14 protein-coding genes are annotated in these 19,041 nt (G+C 40.3%); 9 read left to right on the forward strand and 5 right to left on the reverse strand.

Annotated elements, in window-relative coordinates; translation table 11 throughout:
* The first annotated feature begins 136 nt into the window (after nt 1-136).
* Nucleotides 137-655 (forward strand): DUF2911 domain-containing protein, encoded by a 519-nt coding sequence (locus tag ACL8WY_RS11845; protein WP_436514960.1) that lies wholly within the window; start codon nt 137-139, stop codon nt 653-655.
* Nucleotides 656-701: 46 nt separating this feature from the next.
* Here ACL8WY_RS11845 and ACL8WY_RS11850 read toward each other — a convergent pair whose 3' ends face one another.
* From ACL8WY_RS11850 to ACL8WY_RS11860, 3 genes are read right to left on the reverse strand one after another with little or no spacing between them, the layout of a single operon-like run.
* Nucleotides 702-1,577: a YicC/YloC family endoribonuclease gene (locus ACL8WY_RS11850; protein ID WP_436514962.1), complete on the reverse strand. Its 876-nt coding sequence runs from the start codon at nt 1,575-1,577 to the stop codon at nt 702-704.
* A 23-nt stretch (nt 1,578-1,600) separates the two neighbouring features.
* Nucleotides 1,601-4,810, reverse strand: coding sequence for a translocation protein TolB (locus ACL8WY_RS11855; RefSeq protein WP_436514964.1), 3,210 nt, complete (start codon nt 4,808-4,810; stop codon nt 1,601-1,603).
* On the reverse strand, nt 4,791-5,834 hold the full coding sequence (locus tag ACL8WY_RS11860) for an NAD(P)/FAD-dependent oxidoreductase (protein ID WP_436514966.1): 1,044 nt from the start codon (nt 5,832-5,834) through the stop codon (nt 4,791-4,793). Before ACL8WY_RS11860 ends, ACL8WY_RS11855 begins: the two co-directional genes overlap by 20 nt.
* Nucleotides 5,835-5,871: 37 nt before the next feature.
* Between ACL8WY_RS11860 and ACL8WY_RS11865 the strand changes: the two genes are divergently transcribed.
* The 7 genes from ACL8WY_RS11865 to ACL8WY_RS11895 all read left to right on the forward strand — a co-directional run bounded on the left by ACL8WY_RS11865 (nt 5,872) and on the right by ACL8WY_RS11895 (nt 16,510).
* On the forward strand, nt 5,872-6,507 hold the full coding sequence (locus ACL8WY_RS11865) for an MBL fold metallo-hydrolase (protein WP_436514968.1): 636 nt from the start codon (nt 5,872-5,874) through the stop codon (nt 6,505-6,507).
* A complete protein-coding gene (pssA, locus tag ACL8WY_RS11870) occupies nt 6,504-7,163 on the forward strand; it encodes a CDP-diacylglycerol--serine O-phosphatidyltransferase (protein WP_436514970.1) in 660 nt (219 codons plus the stop codon). Before ACL8WY_RS11865 ends, pssA begins: the two co-directional genes overlap by 4 nt.
* A 34-nt stretch (nt 7,164-7,197) precedes the next feature.
* The gene (gene porU / locus ACL8WY_RS11875; RefSeq protein ID WP_436514972.1) at nt 7,198-10,530 is read left to right on the forward strand and encodes a type IX secretion system sortase PorU; all 3,333 of its coding nucleotides are present in this window, start codon (nt 7,198-7,200) and stop codon (nt 10,528-10,530) included.
* Between the two features lie 101 nt (nt 10,531-10,631).
* Nucleotides 10,632-11,843 carry a type IX secretion system outer membrane channel protein PorV gene (gene porV / locus ACL8WY_RS11880; RefSeq protein ID WP_436514974.1) on the forward strand — a complete coding sequence of 404 codons (1,212 nt, stop codon included), beginning with the start codon at nt 10,632-10,634 and terminating at the stop codon, nt 11,841-11,843.
* A gap of 86 nt (nt 11,844-11,929) precedes the next feature.
* Entirely contained in the window at nt 11,930-13,126 is a 1,197-nt protein-coding gene (locus ACL8WY_RS11885; RefSeq protein WP_436514976.1) for a pyridoxal phosphate-dependent aminotransferase, read from the forward strand.
* Nucleotides 13,127-13,154: 28 nt separating this feature from the next.
* The gene (locus ACL8WY_RS11890) at nt 13,155-14,153 is read left to right on the forward strand and encodes a bifunctional heptose 7-phosphate kinase/heptose 1-phosphate adenyltransferase (RefSeq protein WP_436514977.1); all 999 of its coding nucleotides are present in this window, start codon (nt 13,155-13,157) and stop codon (nt 14,151-14,153) included.
* 17 nt (nt 14,154-14,170) lie between these two features.
* Nucleotides 14,171-16,510, forward strand: coding sequence for a response regulator (locus ACL8WY_RS11895; protein ID WP_436514978.1), 2,340 nt, complete (start codon nt 14,171-14,173; stop codon nt 16,508-16,510).
* Here ACL8WY_RS11895 and hemE read toward each other — a convergent pair.
* Complete coding sequence (gene hemE, locus ACL8WY_RS11900) at nt 16,504-17,526, reverse strand: uroporphyrinogen decarboxylase (protein WP_436514979.1); 1,023 nt, start codon at nt 17,524-17,526, stop codon at nt 16,504-16,506. The genes ACL8WY_RS11895 and hemE overlap by 7 nt on opposite strands.
* A gap of 79 nt (nt 17,527-17,605) precedes the next feature.
* On the opposite strand from hemE, the gene sdaAA reads away from it, so the two are divergent.
* Complete coding sequence (gene sdaAA, locus ACL8WY_RS11905) at nt 17,606-18,514, forward strand: L-serine ammonia-lyase, iron-sulfur-dependent, subunit alpha (protein ID WP_436514980.1); 909 nt, start codon at nt 17,606-17,608, stop codon at nt 18,512-18,514.
* Here the strand turns inward: sdaAA and ACL8WY_RS11910 are convergent.
* On the reverse strand, nt 18,511-18,960 hold the full coding sequence (locus tag ACL8WY_RS11910; protein WP_436514981.1) for a hypothetical protein: 450 nt from the start codon (nt 18,958-18,960) through the stop codon (nt 18,511-18,513). The genes sdaAA and ACL8WY_RS11910 overlap by 4 nt on opposite strands.
* Nucleotides 18,961-19,041: the final 81 nt, after the last annotated feature.

Consider the following 19,041-nt stretch of genomic DNA (forward strand, 5'->3'; position numbering starts at 1 on the left):
CAAGACAATCGAGTTGTATTTGAAAATAAATGTGGCAGAATGATGAACAAAAACCCTTGATTTTCGTGCATATCAGAACATTTTAAACTTGGGAATCACTCAATTCGAAAACATTAATCTTAAAATAAGACACATTATGAAGTCATTAAAAATTGTATCATTTCTTGCACTGAGCTTGTTCTTAGTATTTTCTGTTAGTGCTCAAAAGGACAAGAGCAAGAGGAAAAGCCCACCTGCTCAGGTAACTCAAAAAGTGGGTGATGCCACGGTCACGATCGATTACAGTCAGCCGTCTAAAAGAGGCAGAGATATCTTTGGAAGCCTTGAAGATTATGGTAAAGTCTGGAGAACGGGAGCCAATGAGTCAACCTGGATCGAAGTTTCCCAAGATGTGACCATCGAAGGTAAGAAATTGCCAGCTGGCAAGTATGGATTGTTTTCCATCCCCGGAAAGGATGAGTGGACAATTATATTCAATAAAAAATGGGACGGATGGGGAGCATATGAATACAAAGAATCAGATGATGTATTGCGAGTAAAAGTAAAGTCATCTTCTACTGATGAAGTGGCAGAAATGTTGACATTCAACATCGAAGAAAACGGGAATGTCTCTTTTGCCTGGGATCAGACAAAAGTTAGTTTCGCAGTTAAGTAAAGACCTTAGGGAATTCAAGAAAACCCGCATTTGCGGGTTTTTCTGTTTATAGAATATTCAAATTCTGCTCTTTAATCTTTTCAAGTTCATCTTTCATCATCACTACAGTTCGCTGAATCTCCGCATGATTAGCTTTTGATCCAATGGTGTTGATCTCCCTGCCAATTTCCTGAGAGATAAAGCCTAGTTTTTTACCGGCACATTCTTCCTTTTCAATGACCTCATCGAAGTAATCCAAGTGCTGTTTTAATCGCACCTTTTCTTCAGAAATATCTAGTCGCTCCGTGTAAAAAATTAGTTCCTGCTCAAATCTGTTCTCATCCACTTGTACCTTGTCTCTGATCTCATCGAGGTTTTTTTGGATTCTTGATCGTATATTTTCTACTCTACTTTCATCATTTTCCTCCACACTATTTAGTCCCCGGCGGATATTCAGAATATATTCTGAGAGTTTCTTTGTGAGAGTTTCTCCCTCATTTTTTCGGAATCCAATGCATTGATCGATGGTTGCATTTAGACTTGCTTGGATATCCTTCCATGGTAAAGATTCAGGATCAAGTTCTTGCTGTTTAATAACATCAGGAGCTTGAAGCGCAAGCTTAACCAGTTCTGAACTCTGTGTATTTACCTGCTCGGTGAGCTTGCTGAATGTCTCATAGAAGGCCTTAAATCGAACTTCATCAACTTTTACATCCAATCCGGTATCATCCGCTAGTTCCAGTTCTATAGTCAGCATCACCTTCCCTCTCTTTAAATGATCAGTGATCAAATTCCGAATTTCACCTTCCTTGGAGCTAAGCTCCTTAGGATATCTTGGAGAAAAATCTAGAAACTTACTATTGAGTGCTTTGATCTCTGTCTTGATCAGTAGGTTTTGACTGGTACGTTCATCACGCCCATAGCCTGTCATGGATTGCTGCATATGTCGCAAAGGTAATAGTTGGGTTAAAAGTCTAAGCCCAGAGTGAAATAAAACCTGTAATTCCCTACTTCACCGTCGAGATACGGCTTTGCTGCATCGAACTTGATATAATATCCAAGCAGCACAGTTCTAAGACCAAATCCAAATCCACCTAACCAAGGGTTTTGGAATTTCACAATTTCTGCAGAGAACGGATTCCCTTCAAATTCACGAGTGATTGGTCGCCCGTCTTTAAATGGAGGTGAGCCGGTCCATACAGACCCAATATCAAAAAAACTCGTGAGCTGAAAGTTTCTCAGGAAATTAGATTTTATTGGTCCGTTTGTTAGGTAAAGGAATAGCGGAACACGTAGTTCACTATTGAATACCAAAACATCAGAGCCATATGCTTCATTGTAATCCAGGCCTCTAAGATTGGTGACAAATTCATTGAAAAGTATATCGCTATTGTCTTTTTCATTTGTGATTGCCAGCGGATCTTGTTCGCCTTGCACGTCGGAGGAAGCGAAGAGCCAGTTGTCCATACCTCCAAGCATGTAATCTTTTCTAGCCGGCCCCATTTGTTTTCCGTAGAGTAGTCGATTGGCCCAGGTGATTTCCTTATGCACTTTTTGATAATGTCTTATGTCTATCCTCAGATTACTGAAATTCATATTTGAATTTGAACTATGAAAATGAGAAGTGTATTCTATAAGAGCTCTGGTGCCTTGATAAAGATTAAAGGAACGCTCAACAGTATTGTCAAAAACTGCAGAGATGCTTCCGCCGGCATAACTTTCACGACTATTTACCGCCTGATCAGTAGCTTGTCCTGTTACACTTAAATAGTTAAGATTTGTGAAGGAAGTTTGAGTGAAAAATGGTGAAGCTTCGACTCTGAAAGTGTGGGTTATCGGCAAGGCTGCCGTCAACTTAAACCTGTTGAGTTTGTATTTATGCCTGAAGAAATCATTCTGTCCCTCAAGTAAATAAGTTTTACGATCAATTCTCGCCTTAAAATCCATCCAGTATTTTAGGTATTGAACCTCAGCGAATAGATCACCTTGCTTGAAGTCAGTTTTGATGAGCGCGCCACCTTTAATTTTATAATTTTCAAGAACGTCGTTGATCTCTGTTTCCATGAACATCATGAAGTCGCGGTATGGATCCCAAAGGAATGAGGTGATTACGTTGTTGAAGGTAAACCTGGGGTTATATGGAATAGGTCCAATCCGTTCGTTTTCTTGTTCAAAGCTTTGGTATTTGCTGAAGAAGGATTCCGTTTCGAATGCGGTCTCCGAGTCATCTTCGAATACGTAATTGTCTGTATCTATCCAGTTTGGATTGTCTGCCTCTGTACTATCTGCCTCTTCCTTCTCATCCTCAAACAAGAAATCGTCTGTATCAATCTCGTCTTTAATTGGTTCCAGATCTTTGTCTTTCGTTGAATTATTGAGTACTCGAGAGACTACAAGCATGGCATTTTCTCTTCGCTTGCGAGGGGTCTCTGTAGTGAATTTACTAGTAGTCAGATTTGTAATTGAATCCAAGTAAACCCTTTCCTCGCCTTCTCCCAGCATAGAATAAGTCATTCGATCCGGATTGAAATGAAGATCATAGCTAAGTATGCTTCGATCAAAGTTTGTAATCTGTGTGGTTATTGAGTCAAATAGATTGTACCGATACAGATTTGAAATGCCTTTCTGATCACTCAAGTAGTAAATCTCGTTGATGTTTTTAGCGTAAGGTTTTCTATCCTCACTGTATGTGTTCGTCAGCCTATGGAACCTGATTGTAGTCGTGTCAAGGTCATATACAAACAAATTGAAGTTTTTGTCCAAGGTCTCCAATGGTACGTCCTGCACATTCACCGAGTCACTTACTCGATTGGAGCTAAAGACTATTGCCGCAGTACCTGGAACAAAAATCGGATCTAGATCATCATACACATCTCGCGTGATTCTTCTAAGAGCGTTTCTATTCATCGCTATGAGAAAGACGTCATTTTGCCCGTCTATATCACCTGAGATCACCGCAAGTCTTCCATTGTCATTGAATGAGAAGCTTTCGATTTGTCGAAATCTGTTCAATGGTTTTTGACCCTTCGTTTTATTTTCCAGATTGTAGGTGTTCAGGTAAAGAAACCCACGTTTGAATAATACAACTCCTAGCGTATAATTGTCTTGCCAGTTGAGCAAAGGGAGGTGATCATCTATTTGCTGACCACTGATTCGGTATCCGCCGCTGGTTATTTTGTTCGTCTGTCCAGTCACAAGGTCTTTTACAAAAACCTGATATTTTCCATTCTTTAAAAGTGCGTATGCAACCTTATCGGCATCATTGTTAAAGCTGATTGAACTGGTGATTAATTCTTTGGAATTTTTGATGTCTAAAAGTAAGCGCTCATCACCGGCGGAAGTATAGTTTTCTTCTACTTCCAAACGTTGAAGAAGGTAATAGTTTTGCCAGTCAGCCATGAAAGTTTTGAATCCGACTCCCAGCGTATTGGCAATGCTGTTTTCCTCTTTGCGAATTATTCGGGTCAAATTCAAGATGTTGGCAATGTTGCCTTTGCCATACCTTACCGCGATATAGTTCCAAATACTTTGCCCTACAATTGACGCAGACTCACCATCAATCCGCTTTAGTTTTTTGATTTTCTTTCCACCCATATAATCGCGCAGGTAGTCGTCCATTTCTCGCGACCAACCATAAGCGATGTATCGCGCTGCACCATCAATAAACCAGTCTGGTAAGCTAAGCAGGTAGCTGTTTTGAAATATTTCTGCAAGACTTCCACCGTACATCATATCGTTGATGAGCGTGCTGGCAAGTTTGTAGATCAGATCTTCCTTGAATTTGTGGGCCTGACCCGGATATGCTACTTCCAGTTGTAGCTTCACGAATTCTGTTCGTCCACCAATCGTATATACAGCTCCGTCAATGCCCACGTTGCTTTGCTGTAAATCATGTATAGAGTTATATATGAAAATTTTGGTTTTACTGTATGGCGCGTATCCCAGTCTGTCAGTTAATTCCACAAACTCGTCTTCGAGAAAGTTGATCGCTTCAAGTGCGTATTCCTGACCACCGGGATAGTAGTAGATGTCGAAATTATTGGTGCTGTAGTAATACCAGTCAAAGTTTTTGTACTGAATTCTATTTTGTCCAAAAGGAGTCGTGTAGTGCTGGCCATAAGCCACACCGACAACTAGAAAGAATGGAATAATGTATTTAAATAACCCTTTGAACATTTACTTCTTCGTCTATCTCACTTTTTCCTTGCAAAACATCTACAAAATGTTTTGCGAAATACGGTGTTAAAGAAACACCTTTCGTGCCAAAACCATTAAAAATAGCTAATGTTTTATACTTCTGGTGAATTCCTATATACGGTTTTCTGTCGTGCGTGGCTGGCCTTACACCTGCTCTTTTTTCAATGATTTTATATTTACCTGAATACAATTTCTTCAACCGCTCTTCCAATGATTTAATTCCAGATTCCTGTGGTTGATAAGTTAGATTCTGGTGATCATAGGTTGAGCCCACAGTATATCGACCTCCCTTTGGAATCATGAATACTCCCTGATTAATGATATAATCAGATTGCAGATCGCAGGTAATGTCAATAATTTCTCCTCGCACAGGTTTGAAAGGTAAATCCCAATATGGATTATCTGACAATGATCCTTCACAAAAAATTACCTTTTTAGCCTGGTAATCTTTGTAGCTCACAAAATCAGAGTTAATCTCCATTCTTTCATAGTCAAACACCTCACTATGATAGTATCCCTTATCCTTCAAATAATTCTGAACCGCCTCCAACATTACAGGTATATCAACATACCCGGATTTATTAATCATAATTCCACCTAGCTCATCAAGAACATGACTCAACCCAAGTGATTTTTTATGAATTTGTTTTAAAAAAGCATCGTGGGCGCCATCAGCAATTTTGCCGTCCCAATCATTCTGATCTTCGATCGTTTTGAATGGGCGATATATTGCGGTGGGATGAAGAAAACTATTGTCGACTAGCTTCTCAAGTTTTTGATATTGTTGTTCCAATGTTGGAAACAATTGATCTGCACGCCAGGTTTTGATCATCTTTCTTCCTGTAATTGGATTATAAATTCCTGCAGCTTTTTTTGATGAAGTTTCTGGTTTGTCTTCGTTTATCACAACAAATGAGAGTGCTTGCTGTTCCATTTCTAGCGCAAGCCATGATCCTGCCAAGCCTTGTCCTACGATGATATAATCTACCTTTGTTGTCCGCACTATAGTTTTGTGATCTCAAAGGCTTAAATCTAATCAGATGAAGATAAAATCTTTTGTATTCAATCCGTTCTATGAGAATACCTATTTAGTATCCTCTGAAGCAGGCAACTGTCTGGTCTTTGACCCTGGATGTTATGAAGATTATGAAATAGCAGAATTGAAAGAATACATTCATATGAATGATCTGAATGTGGTTGCCATCATCAATACACATTGCCACATTGATCACGTCTTAGGTAACGATGCGCTGAAGGCAGCCTACAAAGTCCCTCTAAAAATTCCTATAAATGAAAAGGAAGTCTTTGACTCTGTGCCGGCATATGCGCCGCAGTGGGGAATGGCTGGCTATAGACATGCAGAGGTGGATGAATTTCTTAAAGAAGGAATCTTGTCGCTAGATGAGATATCACTAAAAATGATTGAAGTTGCAGGACATTCTCCAGGTCATTTGATTTTTTATAACGAAGAGGAAAAGGTAATTATCGGAGGTGATGTATTATTTCGGGAGAGTATTGGCAGAACCGATTTGCCGGGAGGCAATCATGACGACCTTCTTAAAAATATTCAGGAAAAAGTGTACACACTTCCGGATGATGTGGAAGTACTGCCGGGACATGGTCCCTCCACGACAGTCGGTCATGAAAAAATTTATAATCCATTTGTAAAAGCATGAAGCGTCAAATTCCAAACTTACTGACTTGCCTCAACCTGGCTGTGGGCTGTGTGGGAATATACTATACGCTGACTGGTCAAAACCCGGAGGCTTTTTACTTTGTAATTGTGGCGGGTCTGTTTGACTTCTTAGATGGGTTTGCAGCGAGACTACTGAAAGTACAGTCAGAAATTGGGAAACAGCTAGACTCATTGTCGGATTTAGTTTCATTTGGCTTATTGCCAGCTTTTTTTATGCTTCAGTGGTTGATTCAATCAGAATCTGAATACTATTGGATTGCAATAATCATTGCTGTCTTTTCAGCCATCAGATTGGCGAAGTTTAATGTAGATGAAACTCAATCGGACAGCTTTCAGGGACTGCCAACGCCTGCGAATGCTATTATGCTCACCTCACTGATCTTTGTTTCATTCGAATTATTTGAATATACACTCATAAGTATTTGCGTGTTCTCGGCGATTTTACTGGTTTCTCCAGTTAGACTCATAGCATTGAAGTTTTCTTCAGCCGGATGGAAAGGAAATGAAGAACGGTGGATTTTGATTGCGGGAGTAATTGTTTTTTTAGCGGTTTTTCAATTGCAGTTTGTTCCATTCCTAATCCCATTTTATATAGTCGTTTCAATAGGGTCATACTTGATAAGAAAGAAAACATAGAATTTTTGACGTGAAGTTTGCGTTTACCATAGCGATGAGGAGAATTCTTCCATATTTATTTCTATTAGGTGCTCATGTTGGGCTTTCACAATCCTCAGTATTGTCAAGCGGGACATGGTTCAAGGTGGGCATTACTGAAACAGGCATCTACAAAATAGATTTAAATACACTTTCAGCTCTTGGTGTTTCTGGCGGCGTAAACCCCAAAAAGATCAAAATTTATGGGACTGGATGGGAAGGTGTTTTGCCTCAGTCAAATGCAGAAGAAAGACCCGGTGATTTAATTGAAAACACAATTTTCGTTTCAGGAGAGTCTGATAACTCATTTGATCAGAATGATTACATCCTCTTTTATGGAATAGGACCCGATAAGATTGACTGGAGTGATGATGGGTTTGCCTACGAGAAAAATTTTTATTCCGATACAGCCTATTATTTCATCAACGTTTCAGGGGCAAATGGCAAGCGGATTGATAGTAAACCTAATCTTGGAGGAACTCCATCGGTGACTGTTTCTACATTCAATGATCACCTTACCTTCGAAGAAGATGTGATAAATCTAATCTCCTCAGGAAGAGGTTGGTATGGAAAATCTCTGACGAGTGGAGAATCACAAACATTCAACTACCAAATAGATGGACTTGCTTCGGAAATTGACCTTACACTCAGTGCATTAAACCAGTCCTCTGAACCAGCTGAATTTAACGTCAGTACAGATGGAAACAATGTTGGATCACTTGCCATTGGAGCAGTGCCGGATGGGCCGGGAACTACCTATTCCATCAAGGCAAGGCAAGAAGAAGCAGTTTTCACATTGCCAAATACCAATACTTTCGGATTAGAGATTGCTTTTGATGGAAACGCCTCAGGCGAAAGAGGTTTTATCGACTTTTACCATCTGACATTCCTTCGAAATTTAAGGCTGTACAATAACGAAACCGACTTTAGGTGGATAGACAATACTGGAGAGATTATAAGATATGAAGTATCAAACGCTTCGAATGCTACCGTATGGAATGTATCGGATCCAATTAATGCTGTTTTGCAAGAGTTCACCACTCAAGGGAATAAAGCTATCTTTCAAAGCCAGGCAACAGAAACAGAAGAGTTTGTAGTTTATTCTGGAAGTGACTTTCCAGCTCCTTTTATTTTCGGAAGTGTACCCAATCAAAGTATTAGAAGTGAAGTGAACTTTGATGGTGTCATTGTGACAAATCCCTTATTTAAGGTGGAAGCCGAACGACTAGCACAATTTCACAAAGACCATGACGATTTGAATGTTCAAGTGGTAACAACTACTGAAGTTTACAACGAATTCTCATCAGGCCGGCAAGATGTTTCAGCAATTAGAGATTATGTGAAGCATATGTATGAGACGGGTGGACGTCTCAAGTATCTTCTCCTATTTGGTGACTGCTCTTATGATTACAAGGATCGAGTTTCGAACAACACGAATTATGTGCCAACCTATGAGTCAAGAGAAAGCCTTCACCCAATTTTCAGCCACTCATCTGACGATTTTTTTGGTTTCATGGAAGACGAAGAAGGCGAATGGATAGAATCCGTTGCTGGAGATCATACGCTAGAAATTGGTGTTGGACGCCTGCCTGCAAAGTCTGAGGGTGAGGCACAAGTGATGGTAGATAAGATCATTTATTATTCCACAAGTGCTAACACGCTAGGAAAATGGAGGGGAGAGATGACGTATGTAGCTGATGACGGTGATGGAAATATTCATTCCAGGCATGTTGAGGATTTGTCAGAGCTAATTGACACCACATTTGCACTGTACAACATCAATAAGGTTTTGTTAGATGCATTTACTCAGGAAGCCTCAGGATCGTCTGAGAAATCACCCCAAGCTAGTTCCGCTTTGAAGACAAGAATTAAAAATGGGACTTTTTTGATCAATTACATCGGTCATGGTAATGAAAGACTCTGGATGGAAGAAGAGATCCTTACAAGATCGGATATTCTTGAGCTGACTAATCGCAACAAGCTTCCAATTTTTGTAACTGCTACGTGTGAGTTTGGTAGGTACGATGATCCGATTCGAGTTTCAGGAGCAGAGGAATTGTTACTTCTGGAACAAGGCGGAGGCATTGCCTTGCTTACTACCTCACGTCCTGTATTTGCCAGTACAAATTTCAGCCTTAATCAGGCGTTTCATGAAAATATATTTCGGAAAGAAAATAACAAAAATCTGAGATTGGGTGATGTGATAAGATTAACGAAAAATGAGGGCTTGGCCGGCCCGGTAAATCGTAATTTTACCTTGCTGGGAGATCCAATGATGATGCCGGCCTTTCCAAAGCTCGATATTGTTCTCGATGATCTAGAAACCAACTTGGATACCTTAAGCGCACTCGAAGAGGTTATTATAGCAGGAGAGATTCAATCCAATGGAGCACTTAAGGCTGACTTTAATGGAGTCATAAGTGTTGGAGTCTTTGATGTAAAACAAACCTTCAAGACAATTGGGCAGGAGAGCGCGCCATATAGTTATTCGCTTAGAAGTAATGCACTATTTCGGGGAGAGGCAATCGTCGAAGGAGGTGAGTTTACAGTTTCATTTATAGTTCCAAAGAACATATCCTACCAGTATCAAAATGGGAAAATGAGTCTATATGCCTGGGATGAGGAAAACAATATTGATGCAGGAGGATCATCCAGATCTTTCGTAATAGGTGGGACGAATAAAGACCCGGTAGATGATGATACTCCACCAACGATACAAGCATTCATGAATGACTCCTCTTTTGTTAATGGTGATCAAGTAGGAGCGTCACCGTTGCTCATAGCAAACATTGAAGATGAAAGTGGCATTACAACGACGCGTTCAGGAGTTGTGCAAGGGATTACATTAACACTAGGCGATCAGGTTTTTAACCTCAATGATTTCTATTCAGCTAGACCAAACACCTTTCGAGAGGGAACGGTGGTTTACCCGTTGCAAGATCTGGATCCGGGAAATTATTCAGCCGTTTTGAAAGTTTGGGATACACACAATAATGCTTCAGAAACAACCATAGAATTTACTATTTCGGATGAACCCATACTTTTCGTTTACAATCCAATAGCCTATCCCAATCCGGTTGTTGGTTCAACGGTTTTTTCATTTGAGCATGATAGGGAAGATGAGGATCTATTTGTTTCATTATTAGTTTACAGCTCTCGCGGAGAGGTGGTAAGTGATCTTCAGATCCAATTGAACAATAGTCAAAGAACAGTAGAAATTCCATGGGAAGCACAGACGAGCACGGGAGAGGCGTTGAAGCAGGGAATCTATTACTCCAGACTAATAATTCAGAGTCTATTAGATGGAGCAACAAAAGAAATAGCTCAAAAGCTCGTTATTGTAAATTGATTAGGCCTTAGTTATTTGAAAATCAGCACTTTTTATTAAAAATTTTAATCGGTATTCATCTGATAATGTTAAGTTTGGCATCCTTTTATAAAATCATTCGAATGAATCATCTTGAGAAGAAGATATTCACAATTCTTCTAGTTTTAGTGACAGTTCAGACTTTTGGGCAGTCTTCCTTTATTTCCGGGCAAGACAGCTTGAGAAATCCAATCACTGTAGCAGTCCCTTTTCTCAATTTTGCTCCGGATAGTAGAGCATCCGCGATGGGAGATGTTGGCGTTGCAACCTCACCGGACGCTAATAGCATCCATTGGAATAATGCGAAACTGGCCTTTATCGATACTGATATGGGATTTGCCTTCTCGTATTCTCCATGGCTTGGCAACATTGTAGACGACATGTCTTTAAACTATCTTTCTTTCTACAAAAAAATTGATCAAAATCAGGCTTTTGGAGCTAGCTTCAGATATTTCGATCTTGGAGAAATTGCTCTTTACGATGAGTTTGCAAATCCCAATGGAGTTGAAAACCCAAGTGAACTTGCATTTGACGGAACCTACTCCAGGAAACTGTCAGAAAGGCTAAGTTTAGGTGTTACTCTGAGATTCATCTGGTCCAACTTAGCTGGCAATATTACAGGAGCACCAGACGCGAAAGCAGGAACTTCAGTTGCTGTAGATTTTGGAGTTTTCTATACCAAACCATTCATTCTTTCAGGAAAAAATTCGGAACTCTCCCTGGGAGCTCATTTGTCCAACATTGGCCAGAAGATCACCTATAGTGCAGAAAGTAATGAGAATTTCATTCCAGCAAACTTCAGATTGGGATCTGCATTCAAAACAGATTTAGATCAATACAATACGATTACACTTGCTTTCGACATCAACAAACTCATGGTGCCAACGCCACCAATTTACCAAACAGATGGAAGCGGAAATATTGAAACGGATGCAAATGGAAATAAAATTATTGCTAAAGGGAAAGATCCTGATAGATCATTGCTTTCCGGCACATTTGGATCATTTGGAGATGCGCCACGTGGATTTAAAGAAGAACTTCAAGAGCTTACCTATTCCATAGGAGCCGAATACTGGTATAGAGACCTTTTCGCAGCGAGAGCAGGATATTTTTCTGAACACAAAAACAAAGGAGACCGAAAGTACTTTACAGTTGGAGCTGGGTTTAGGTATCAAATTTTTGGATTTGATTTTTCTTACCTGATTCCAAAAGGCCAGAATCACCCACTCGCTGATACTTTAAGAATATCACTATTATTCAATCTCAATCAAGGTGGAGATCAAAGCGGCGAGTAGTTAAGCATATTATTAAAAAAATATTTTGAAGAAGAGTTAGCTGATGATAGTTGACTCTTCTTTCTATTTTTGACAAAAAATACCACATGAGCACACTTTCTAAACGAATCAAAAGTATTCCTGAGTCAGCAACACTAGCTATGGCTGCTAAAGCGCGCGAGATGAAGGAAAAAGGAGTCGAGGTTATCAGCTTAAGCCTCGGTGAACCTGACTTTAAAACTCCAAAACATATTCAAGAAGGTGCCATAGAAGCCATCCAATCAGAGAAATACTTTGCTTACCCACCAGTAAATGGATATCTCGATTTAAGAAAAGCAATATCAGAAAAGTTTCAGCGAGACAATGGCTTGGAATATACGCCAGACCAAATAGTTGTTTCTAATGGAGCTAAACAATCCATTGCCAATGTATTCATGGCCATCCTGAATCCCGGAGATGAAGTGATTGTCTTGACTCCATATTGGGTGAGTTATTCAGCAATGATCCTTTTGGCTGAAGGCACACCGGTTTTTGTAAGTGGAACTATCGAGAATGATTTTAAAGCTACTGCTGATCAGATCAAAGATGCCATTACTGACAAAACCAAAGCATTAATCTTCTCATCTCCATGCAATCCAACGGGCTCTGTTTTTAATAGAGAGGAATTGGAAGCGATTGCAGATGTGCTAAAAGATAGAAAAGACATCACGGTTATTTCGGATGAAATTTATGAACTGATCAATTTTGGTTCAACACATGAAAGCATTGGTACTATTGGCGATATGATCGATCGCACAGTTACCGTCAATGGTTTTTCAAAAGGCTTTGCGATGACAGGATGGAGAGTGGGTTATATAGGCGCACCAACATGGATAGCCAAGGCATCAAATAAGATGCAAGGGCAATACACTTCCGGAAACTGTTCCATAGCTCAGAGAGCGTCATTATCTGCCTTAACCGGACCGATGGAGCCTTCACGAGAGATGGCAAAGGCATATGAAAAACGCCGAGCACTTGTTTATGAGTTATTGAAAGACATCCCTGGGTTTGAAGTCAATATGCCACAAGGTGCATTCTACTTTTTTCCGAATGTGAAGCATTACCTTGGAAAGATGAATGAGAGTGTTAAAATCAATACGGTAAATGACTTATGCATGTATTTACTGGAAGATGCTCGTGTTTCCTTAGTGACCGGAGAAGCTTTTGGCGATTCAGAATGCTTAAGATTATCATACGCTGCTTCCGAAGATGATTTAAGGACAGCCATTGCAAGAATAAAGGAGTCACTTGCTAAACTGAAATAGCTTCCGCGCACAACTTAAATCCCACCTAATGAAATCCATTGAAGAAATATTTGAAGCATTTAAAGGCAAGACAGTTCTAGTTGTTGGAGATGTGATGATAGATGAATATATGCATGGTCAGGTCAGTCGTATCTCCCCAGAAGCGCCGGTTCCTGTGTTGAAACTTGGCAAACAAGAAAAGAGATTGGGAGGTGCTGCGAACGTGGCTATGAATATAAGAGCGCTTGGAGCTACTCCTATACTGTGCTCTGTAGTAGGGGATGATGCAGACGGAGCAGCATTTGAGCAGCTGCTTGAGTATGAAAAAATGCCTAACAAAGGAATTATTAGAAGCCAGAATAGAGTGACCACTACTAAACTTCGAGTAATGTCAGGGCTTCAGCACTTGTTGCGAGTAGACAATGAAGACGTGCACCCTTTGGTTGATCTGGATCAGAAATCACTTCTACACCATATCAAAAATCTGTTGGAGGAATGTGATTTGGTCATTTTTGAAGATTATGACAAAGGAACCATCAACCCTGAGGTGATTGAAGAAACAATTAAGCTGGCAAGAGAAAAAAACATTCCAATTGCCGTAGATCCCAAACGAAGGAATTTCACCAAATATCAAGGAGTTTCAATTTTTAAGGTCAACATCGCGGATCTAAAGGATGGACTTGGAATTGAATTTGATGCGCTCGAAGAAGCACAATTAGAGGAAGCTGCGAAGAATCTTCGTCACAGCGTGGAAGCTGAAAATTACCTTATCACACTATCCAAGCGAGGTATTTTCTTCAATTCTGAAGAAAGCCAAGGAAAACTTGCTTCTCATAAACGTCAAATTGTTGAAGTACTTGGCGCAGGAGATACTGTTATAAGTATTGCCGGGCTTTGCTTGACTTTAGGATTACCACTCGAGTTCATAGCTGAATTGGCCAATTTAGGAGGAGGAATCGTTTGTGAAGTGCCCGGAGCAGTGCCTATCGACAAGGAAATATTGCTTAAGGAGGCAAAGGAGAATTCTATACTCAAAAAATATCTTTAATTTGGCTGGTGTCAGCCATGAATAAATTCTTAATCGCCTTAATCATTCTAGTTGGGCTTCCATTTTTTGGCAGAGCCCAAGAAGTTGTTGATGGAGTCATTGATCTGTCGAAGGTTGACCTTAAAAACAATTCAGTAGCCCTTAACGGAGAATGGGAATTTTATTGGGAAGAGCTTCTTGAGCCTGACTCAATATCTTTTTTCGAGACAGACTATTACCAATTTCCTAAACTATGGAATGGTGGAGTGACACGGAATGGTAAAAAACTGACATCACAAGGATATGCTACCTACAGAGTGCGTGTGTTATTACCACCTAAAACCCCACAACTCGCTATATCACTTGGAGAGTCCTACACTGCATATCTACTATACTACGATGGTTTTGAGATATCGAAAAACGGGAAGGTAGGCAAGAACAACGAAAGCTCCGTGCCAGATTGGATGCCACAGGTGGTGTCAATTGCCAGATATCAAAACACACTCACTTTTGTACTTCAAGTCTCGAATTTCAGACATACCAAAGGGGGCGTACGAGAACCGATTTTACTCGGCGATAGAAAGGTATTAAATGCAAAAAGAGATTTTGATTTTAGCTATGACTTCTTACTGAGTGGAAGCTTGATCATGGGCGGACTATTTTTCCTAGGCCTTTTCATGTTTGGGCAGCACGAAAGATCGGTACTATTCTTCGCATTGTTTTGTCTTACATTTAGCTATAGAATGATAGGAAGTGGAGAATATGCAATTCATGCATTGTATCCCAATATGTCCTGGGATTTGATCATTCGAGCGGAATATCTGGCACTCTTTATTCCCTGCGGAATCTTTACCATTTACAGCTACTTGTTGTATCCCGAAGATAGCAAAAAGTTTATTTTACTCGGTTTTACAGCAATATCGACGGTATTCTCAGTTCTTGCTCTATTCGCACCTACGTCCTTTTTCACCAAGCTTGTCGAGCCTTTTTTCATTCTAGTAATAGTAGCCATTTTCTATCTCATATATGTCTATTGGATTGCTTACAAGAGAAATAGGACCGGTGCCCAATATGCCTTTGCAAGTACGGGTATTGTGTTTATGGTTGCCGTTTATTTGATATCTGTTTATCTCACTCCAGTACAGGAAAACACCTTCCTTACCTTCATTGGATTTATTTTATTCTTCTTTTTCCAATCACTTATTCTGTCTTATAGGTTTGCACATTCATTAAGAAAGGCAAAAGATGCTGCTGAGACAGCATCAAAAGCAAAGACAGACTTCTTGAGTACAATTTCTCACGAAATACGAACACCTTTAAATGCTGTTGTAGGCATCTCACATTTTCTAATCAATGAAGAGCCACGACCAGATCAAAAAGAAAGCTTAGAATCACTCCAATTTTCGGCAGAGCACCTCACCGCTTTAATCAATGATATCCTGGACTATAATAAGTTGGAGGCCGGGTCTATAGAATTCGAGTTTACTGAGGTCAATCTTGAAACAATGTCCGCTAAAATCATAAAAGCACATAGTGCTTTAGCAAAAGAAAAGCGCATTAGTTTGGTTTTGGAGCTTGATGAAGACATGCATCCCTTGGTGATGGCTGATCAAACTCGCATCTACCAGGTTCTTAATAATTTAATCAACAATGCCCTGAAATTTACATCAAAGGGATATGTGAAACTTAAGACAACAGTTCTTAGTCAGGACGAAAATATTCAAACGGTTCGCACTGAGGTGCTGGATTCTGGAATTGGAATTCCATATAATAAGCAAAAGCTCATCTTTGAAAGGTTTACCCAGGCAGGGTCATCTACAACCAGAGAGTATGGAGGTACTGGATTAGGTTTAGCAATCATTCGTAAGATTCTCAATTTAGTGGGCTCAGAGATTTATGTAAAGAGCGAGCCAGGTTCAGGAACCATCTTTTGGTTCGACTTAAGCTTCAAAAAGGTCCTGCATGAGGAAGTGGATCAAGCAATTCAAGAAGAAGCTGACACCAACATAATTGCAGGAAAGAAAATCCTGCTGGTGGAGGACAATCAGATGAATATCATGGTTGCCGAGAAATTCCTGAAGAAGTGGGAACTTCACGTAGAGGTTGCCTTTAATGGGCAGGAAGCTGTTGAAAAGCTCCACGAAAAGAGATACGATCTCGTACTGATGGACTTACAAATGCCTATCATGGACGGGTACAAAGCCACACGCCAAATAAGAACCTTCGATCAGAAAACGCCGATTATCGCCCTTACGGCATCAGCCCTTTTAAAGGTCAGGCAGGATGTAATAGCAGCCGGAATGAATGACTATATAACCAAGCCATTTGATCCAAATGAACTTAGACGCAAAATAGCAGCCTATATCAAGTATCAATGAGCTGAAAGCTCCTTAACACACTCAACAAAGTGCTTAACCTTCTCAGGATTCGTATCTGGATAAACTCCATGGCCCAGGTTAGCAATATGCGGATGGTCACCGAATGTGGATAGCATTTTTTTAGTTTCCTGCTTAATGGATTCTTTTGAACCATAAAGTGCACATGGATCAAGATTTCCCTGCAAGGTTTTATCCGTCAATAGTTTTCGTGTTTCACTTGGATCCATGTTCCAATCCAGACCAATAGTTCTGCAGTTTAGCTTATTCATTTCTGAAAGAGCCCACCATGCGCCCTTTGCAAAAACGGTAATTGGAACCTCATCAATAGCATCACATATTTTCGAAATGTATTTCAATGAAAATGAAGAATAGTGCTGCGCTGGAAGAACTCCCGCCCAAGAATCAAATATTTGGATCATATCTGCACCAGCAGCAATTTGATTCTTGAGATAACCAATGGTTGACTCAGTGATCATCTCCAATAATTGATCCGCCATTACTGGATCTGTATACAAAAGCTTTCGCGCCTCAGAAAACGTTTTACTGCCGCCTCCTTCAATCATGTAAGAAAATATGGTCCAAGGTGCGCCGGCAAAACCAATCAGCGGCACTCTGCCATCTAGTTCTTTCTTGGTGATTGCGATGGCCTCATAAACATAGCTTAGATCTGAGGGATCAGCCACTTTTAATGCGGCAATATCTTTTTGGCTTTCCACTGTCTTAGGAAAATGAGGTCCTTTCTTTTCTACCATCTCATAGGTCAATCCCATGGCTTCAGGAATGACCAGAATATCTGAGAAGATGATGGCAGCATCAACTCCTAAAATATCTACTGGCTGAATCGTTACTTCTGCAGCTAATTCAGGCGTTTCCACGAGTTCCTTAAAACCAGAAAGGCTATTTCTGACGGCTCTGTACTCAGGTAATATTCTACCTGCTTGTCTCATCAGCCAAACAGGTGTCCGCTCCGTTTTTTCACCTCGGGCCGCACGTAAAATAAGATCATTTTTAAGCATGGCCGCAAAAATAGTTACGTTATGGAAACTCGCAGTGAAAACCTTAAGTTATTGCCTTAAACAAATAGTATCTTTGAGTATGGGTGTTTTATTCAACAATTTTGAAGCATGGAAAAAGGAATGTGAAGAAAATGATCTTCCATTATTCCGTCCAGTACTTGACTTTGAGATTAATCAAAAAGGAAAGGCTGAAGAGGCAATATGGGCAGGAATAGGTGAAGCTTATAAAGTGATGAAAGAAGCGGTTAAATCTGGACTTGAAGAGGATATGAGCTCCTACTCTGGAATGATTAACAATGGCGCAAAGAAAGTAATGAACTTTCCCAAAAGCGTCCTATCACCTGAATTTCATAAACTTATAGCCCGAGCTCTTGCAGCAAAAGAAGTAAACTCATGTATGGGACGTGTGGTAGCGGCACCTACAGCCGGAGCTAGTGGAATTTTACCGGGCACACTTTTTACGCTACAAGAGATTCACGATATACCGGATCAAAAAATATATGAGGCGCTCTTAATTGGAGCAGGCGTTGCTCTGATTTTGGAAAAAAGAGCTTCTATAGCAGGCGCAGTTGGTGGCTGTCAGGCTGAAACGGGTGCAGCCGCAGCTATGGCATCAGCAGGTATAGTTTATTGCCTTGGAGGTAGCAATGATCAGATTTTCAATGCAGTAGCTATCACCATTCAATGTATGCTAGGTCTAGTATGCGATCCGGTTGCAGGATTGGTGGAAATTCCATGCGTTGTAAGAAATGCAAGTGCGGCTGCTATTGCAAATTCCTCAGCTCAAATAGCATTAGCTGATGTGAGTCCTGTCATTCCTGTAGATGAATGCGTAGACGCAATGGGAGAAGTAGGCCAAAGCATGGAAGCCAGGTATAAAGAAACTGCGCAGGGGGGACTTGCTGCTACACCCACAGGTAGAGCTATTTCAAAAAGAGTATTGATACAAGATATCGAAGTGCTGGATGATGAAAATGAAGAAGATTAAAGCGGGATAAAGTCTTCAACTAGCCAAAAAGCATATTTTACAACTAAGGTGATGACGGTGCTCCACAAAAAGGCACTGATCCACATCCACTTTAGTATTAATCGTTTTTTAGAACCTAATAGATTCACTAACAACCCACCGCCAGGCGGGGTGAGTATCAGGGGAGTTAACAGGCAAAGACCTTTCAATCCAAACCGTCTCCAAAGCTTTACGAACCTTCTGCTTTTCTTTGAAAATACACGTTTGTTTTTTCTGAATCTCCCAAAGAAACTTCGAAGCTCATCACCAAAAAAAGTAAACAAGTAGATGGTCGTCATCATCCCCAACGCTGTGAGAATAATTGTGGCTAAAACTGGCAAATCATTCGCTACTCCAAAGGTCGGACCGAAGATGAATTTCAGTCCGCTTAGGAAGTACACGGTGAAGTATTTGAGCGCTGTAGCCATAATAGTTGGCTAACTTACTGATACTAGTTTAAAAACAGACTGCTAGATATATTTTTAGCGATTATCTTTGTCGCTTTTTAC

It is taken from the genome of Ekhidna algicida, from assembly GCF_051379705.1.
GTDB lineage: Bacteria > Bacteroidota > Bacteroidia > Cytophagales > Cyclobacteriaceae > Ekhidna.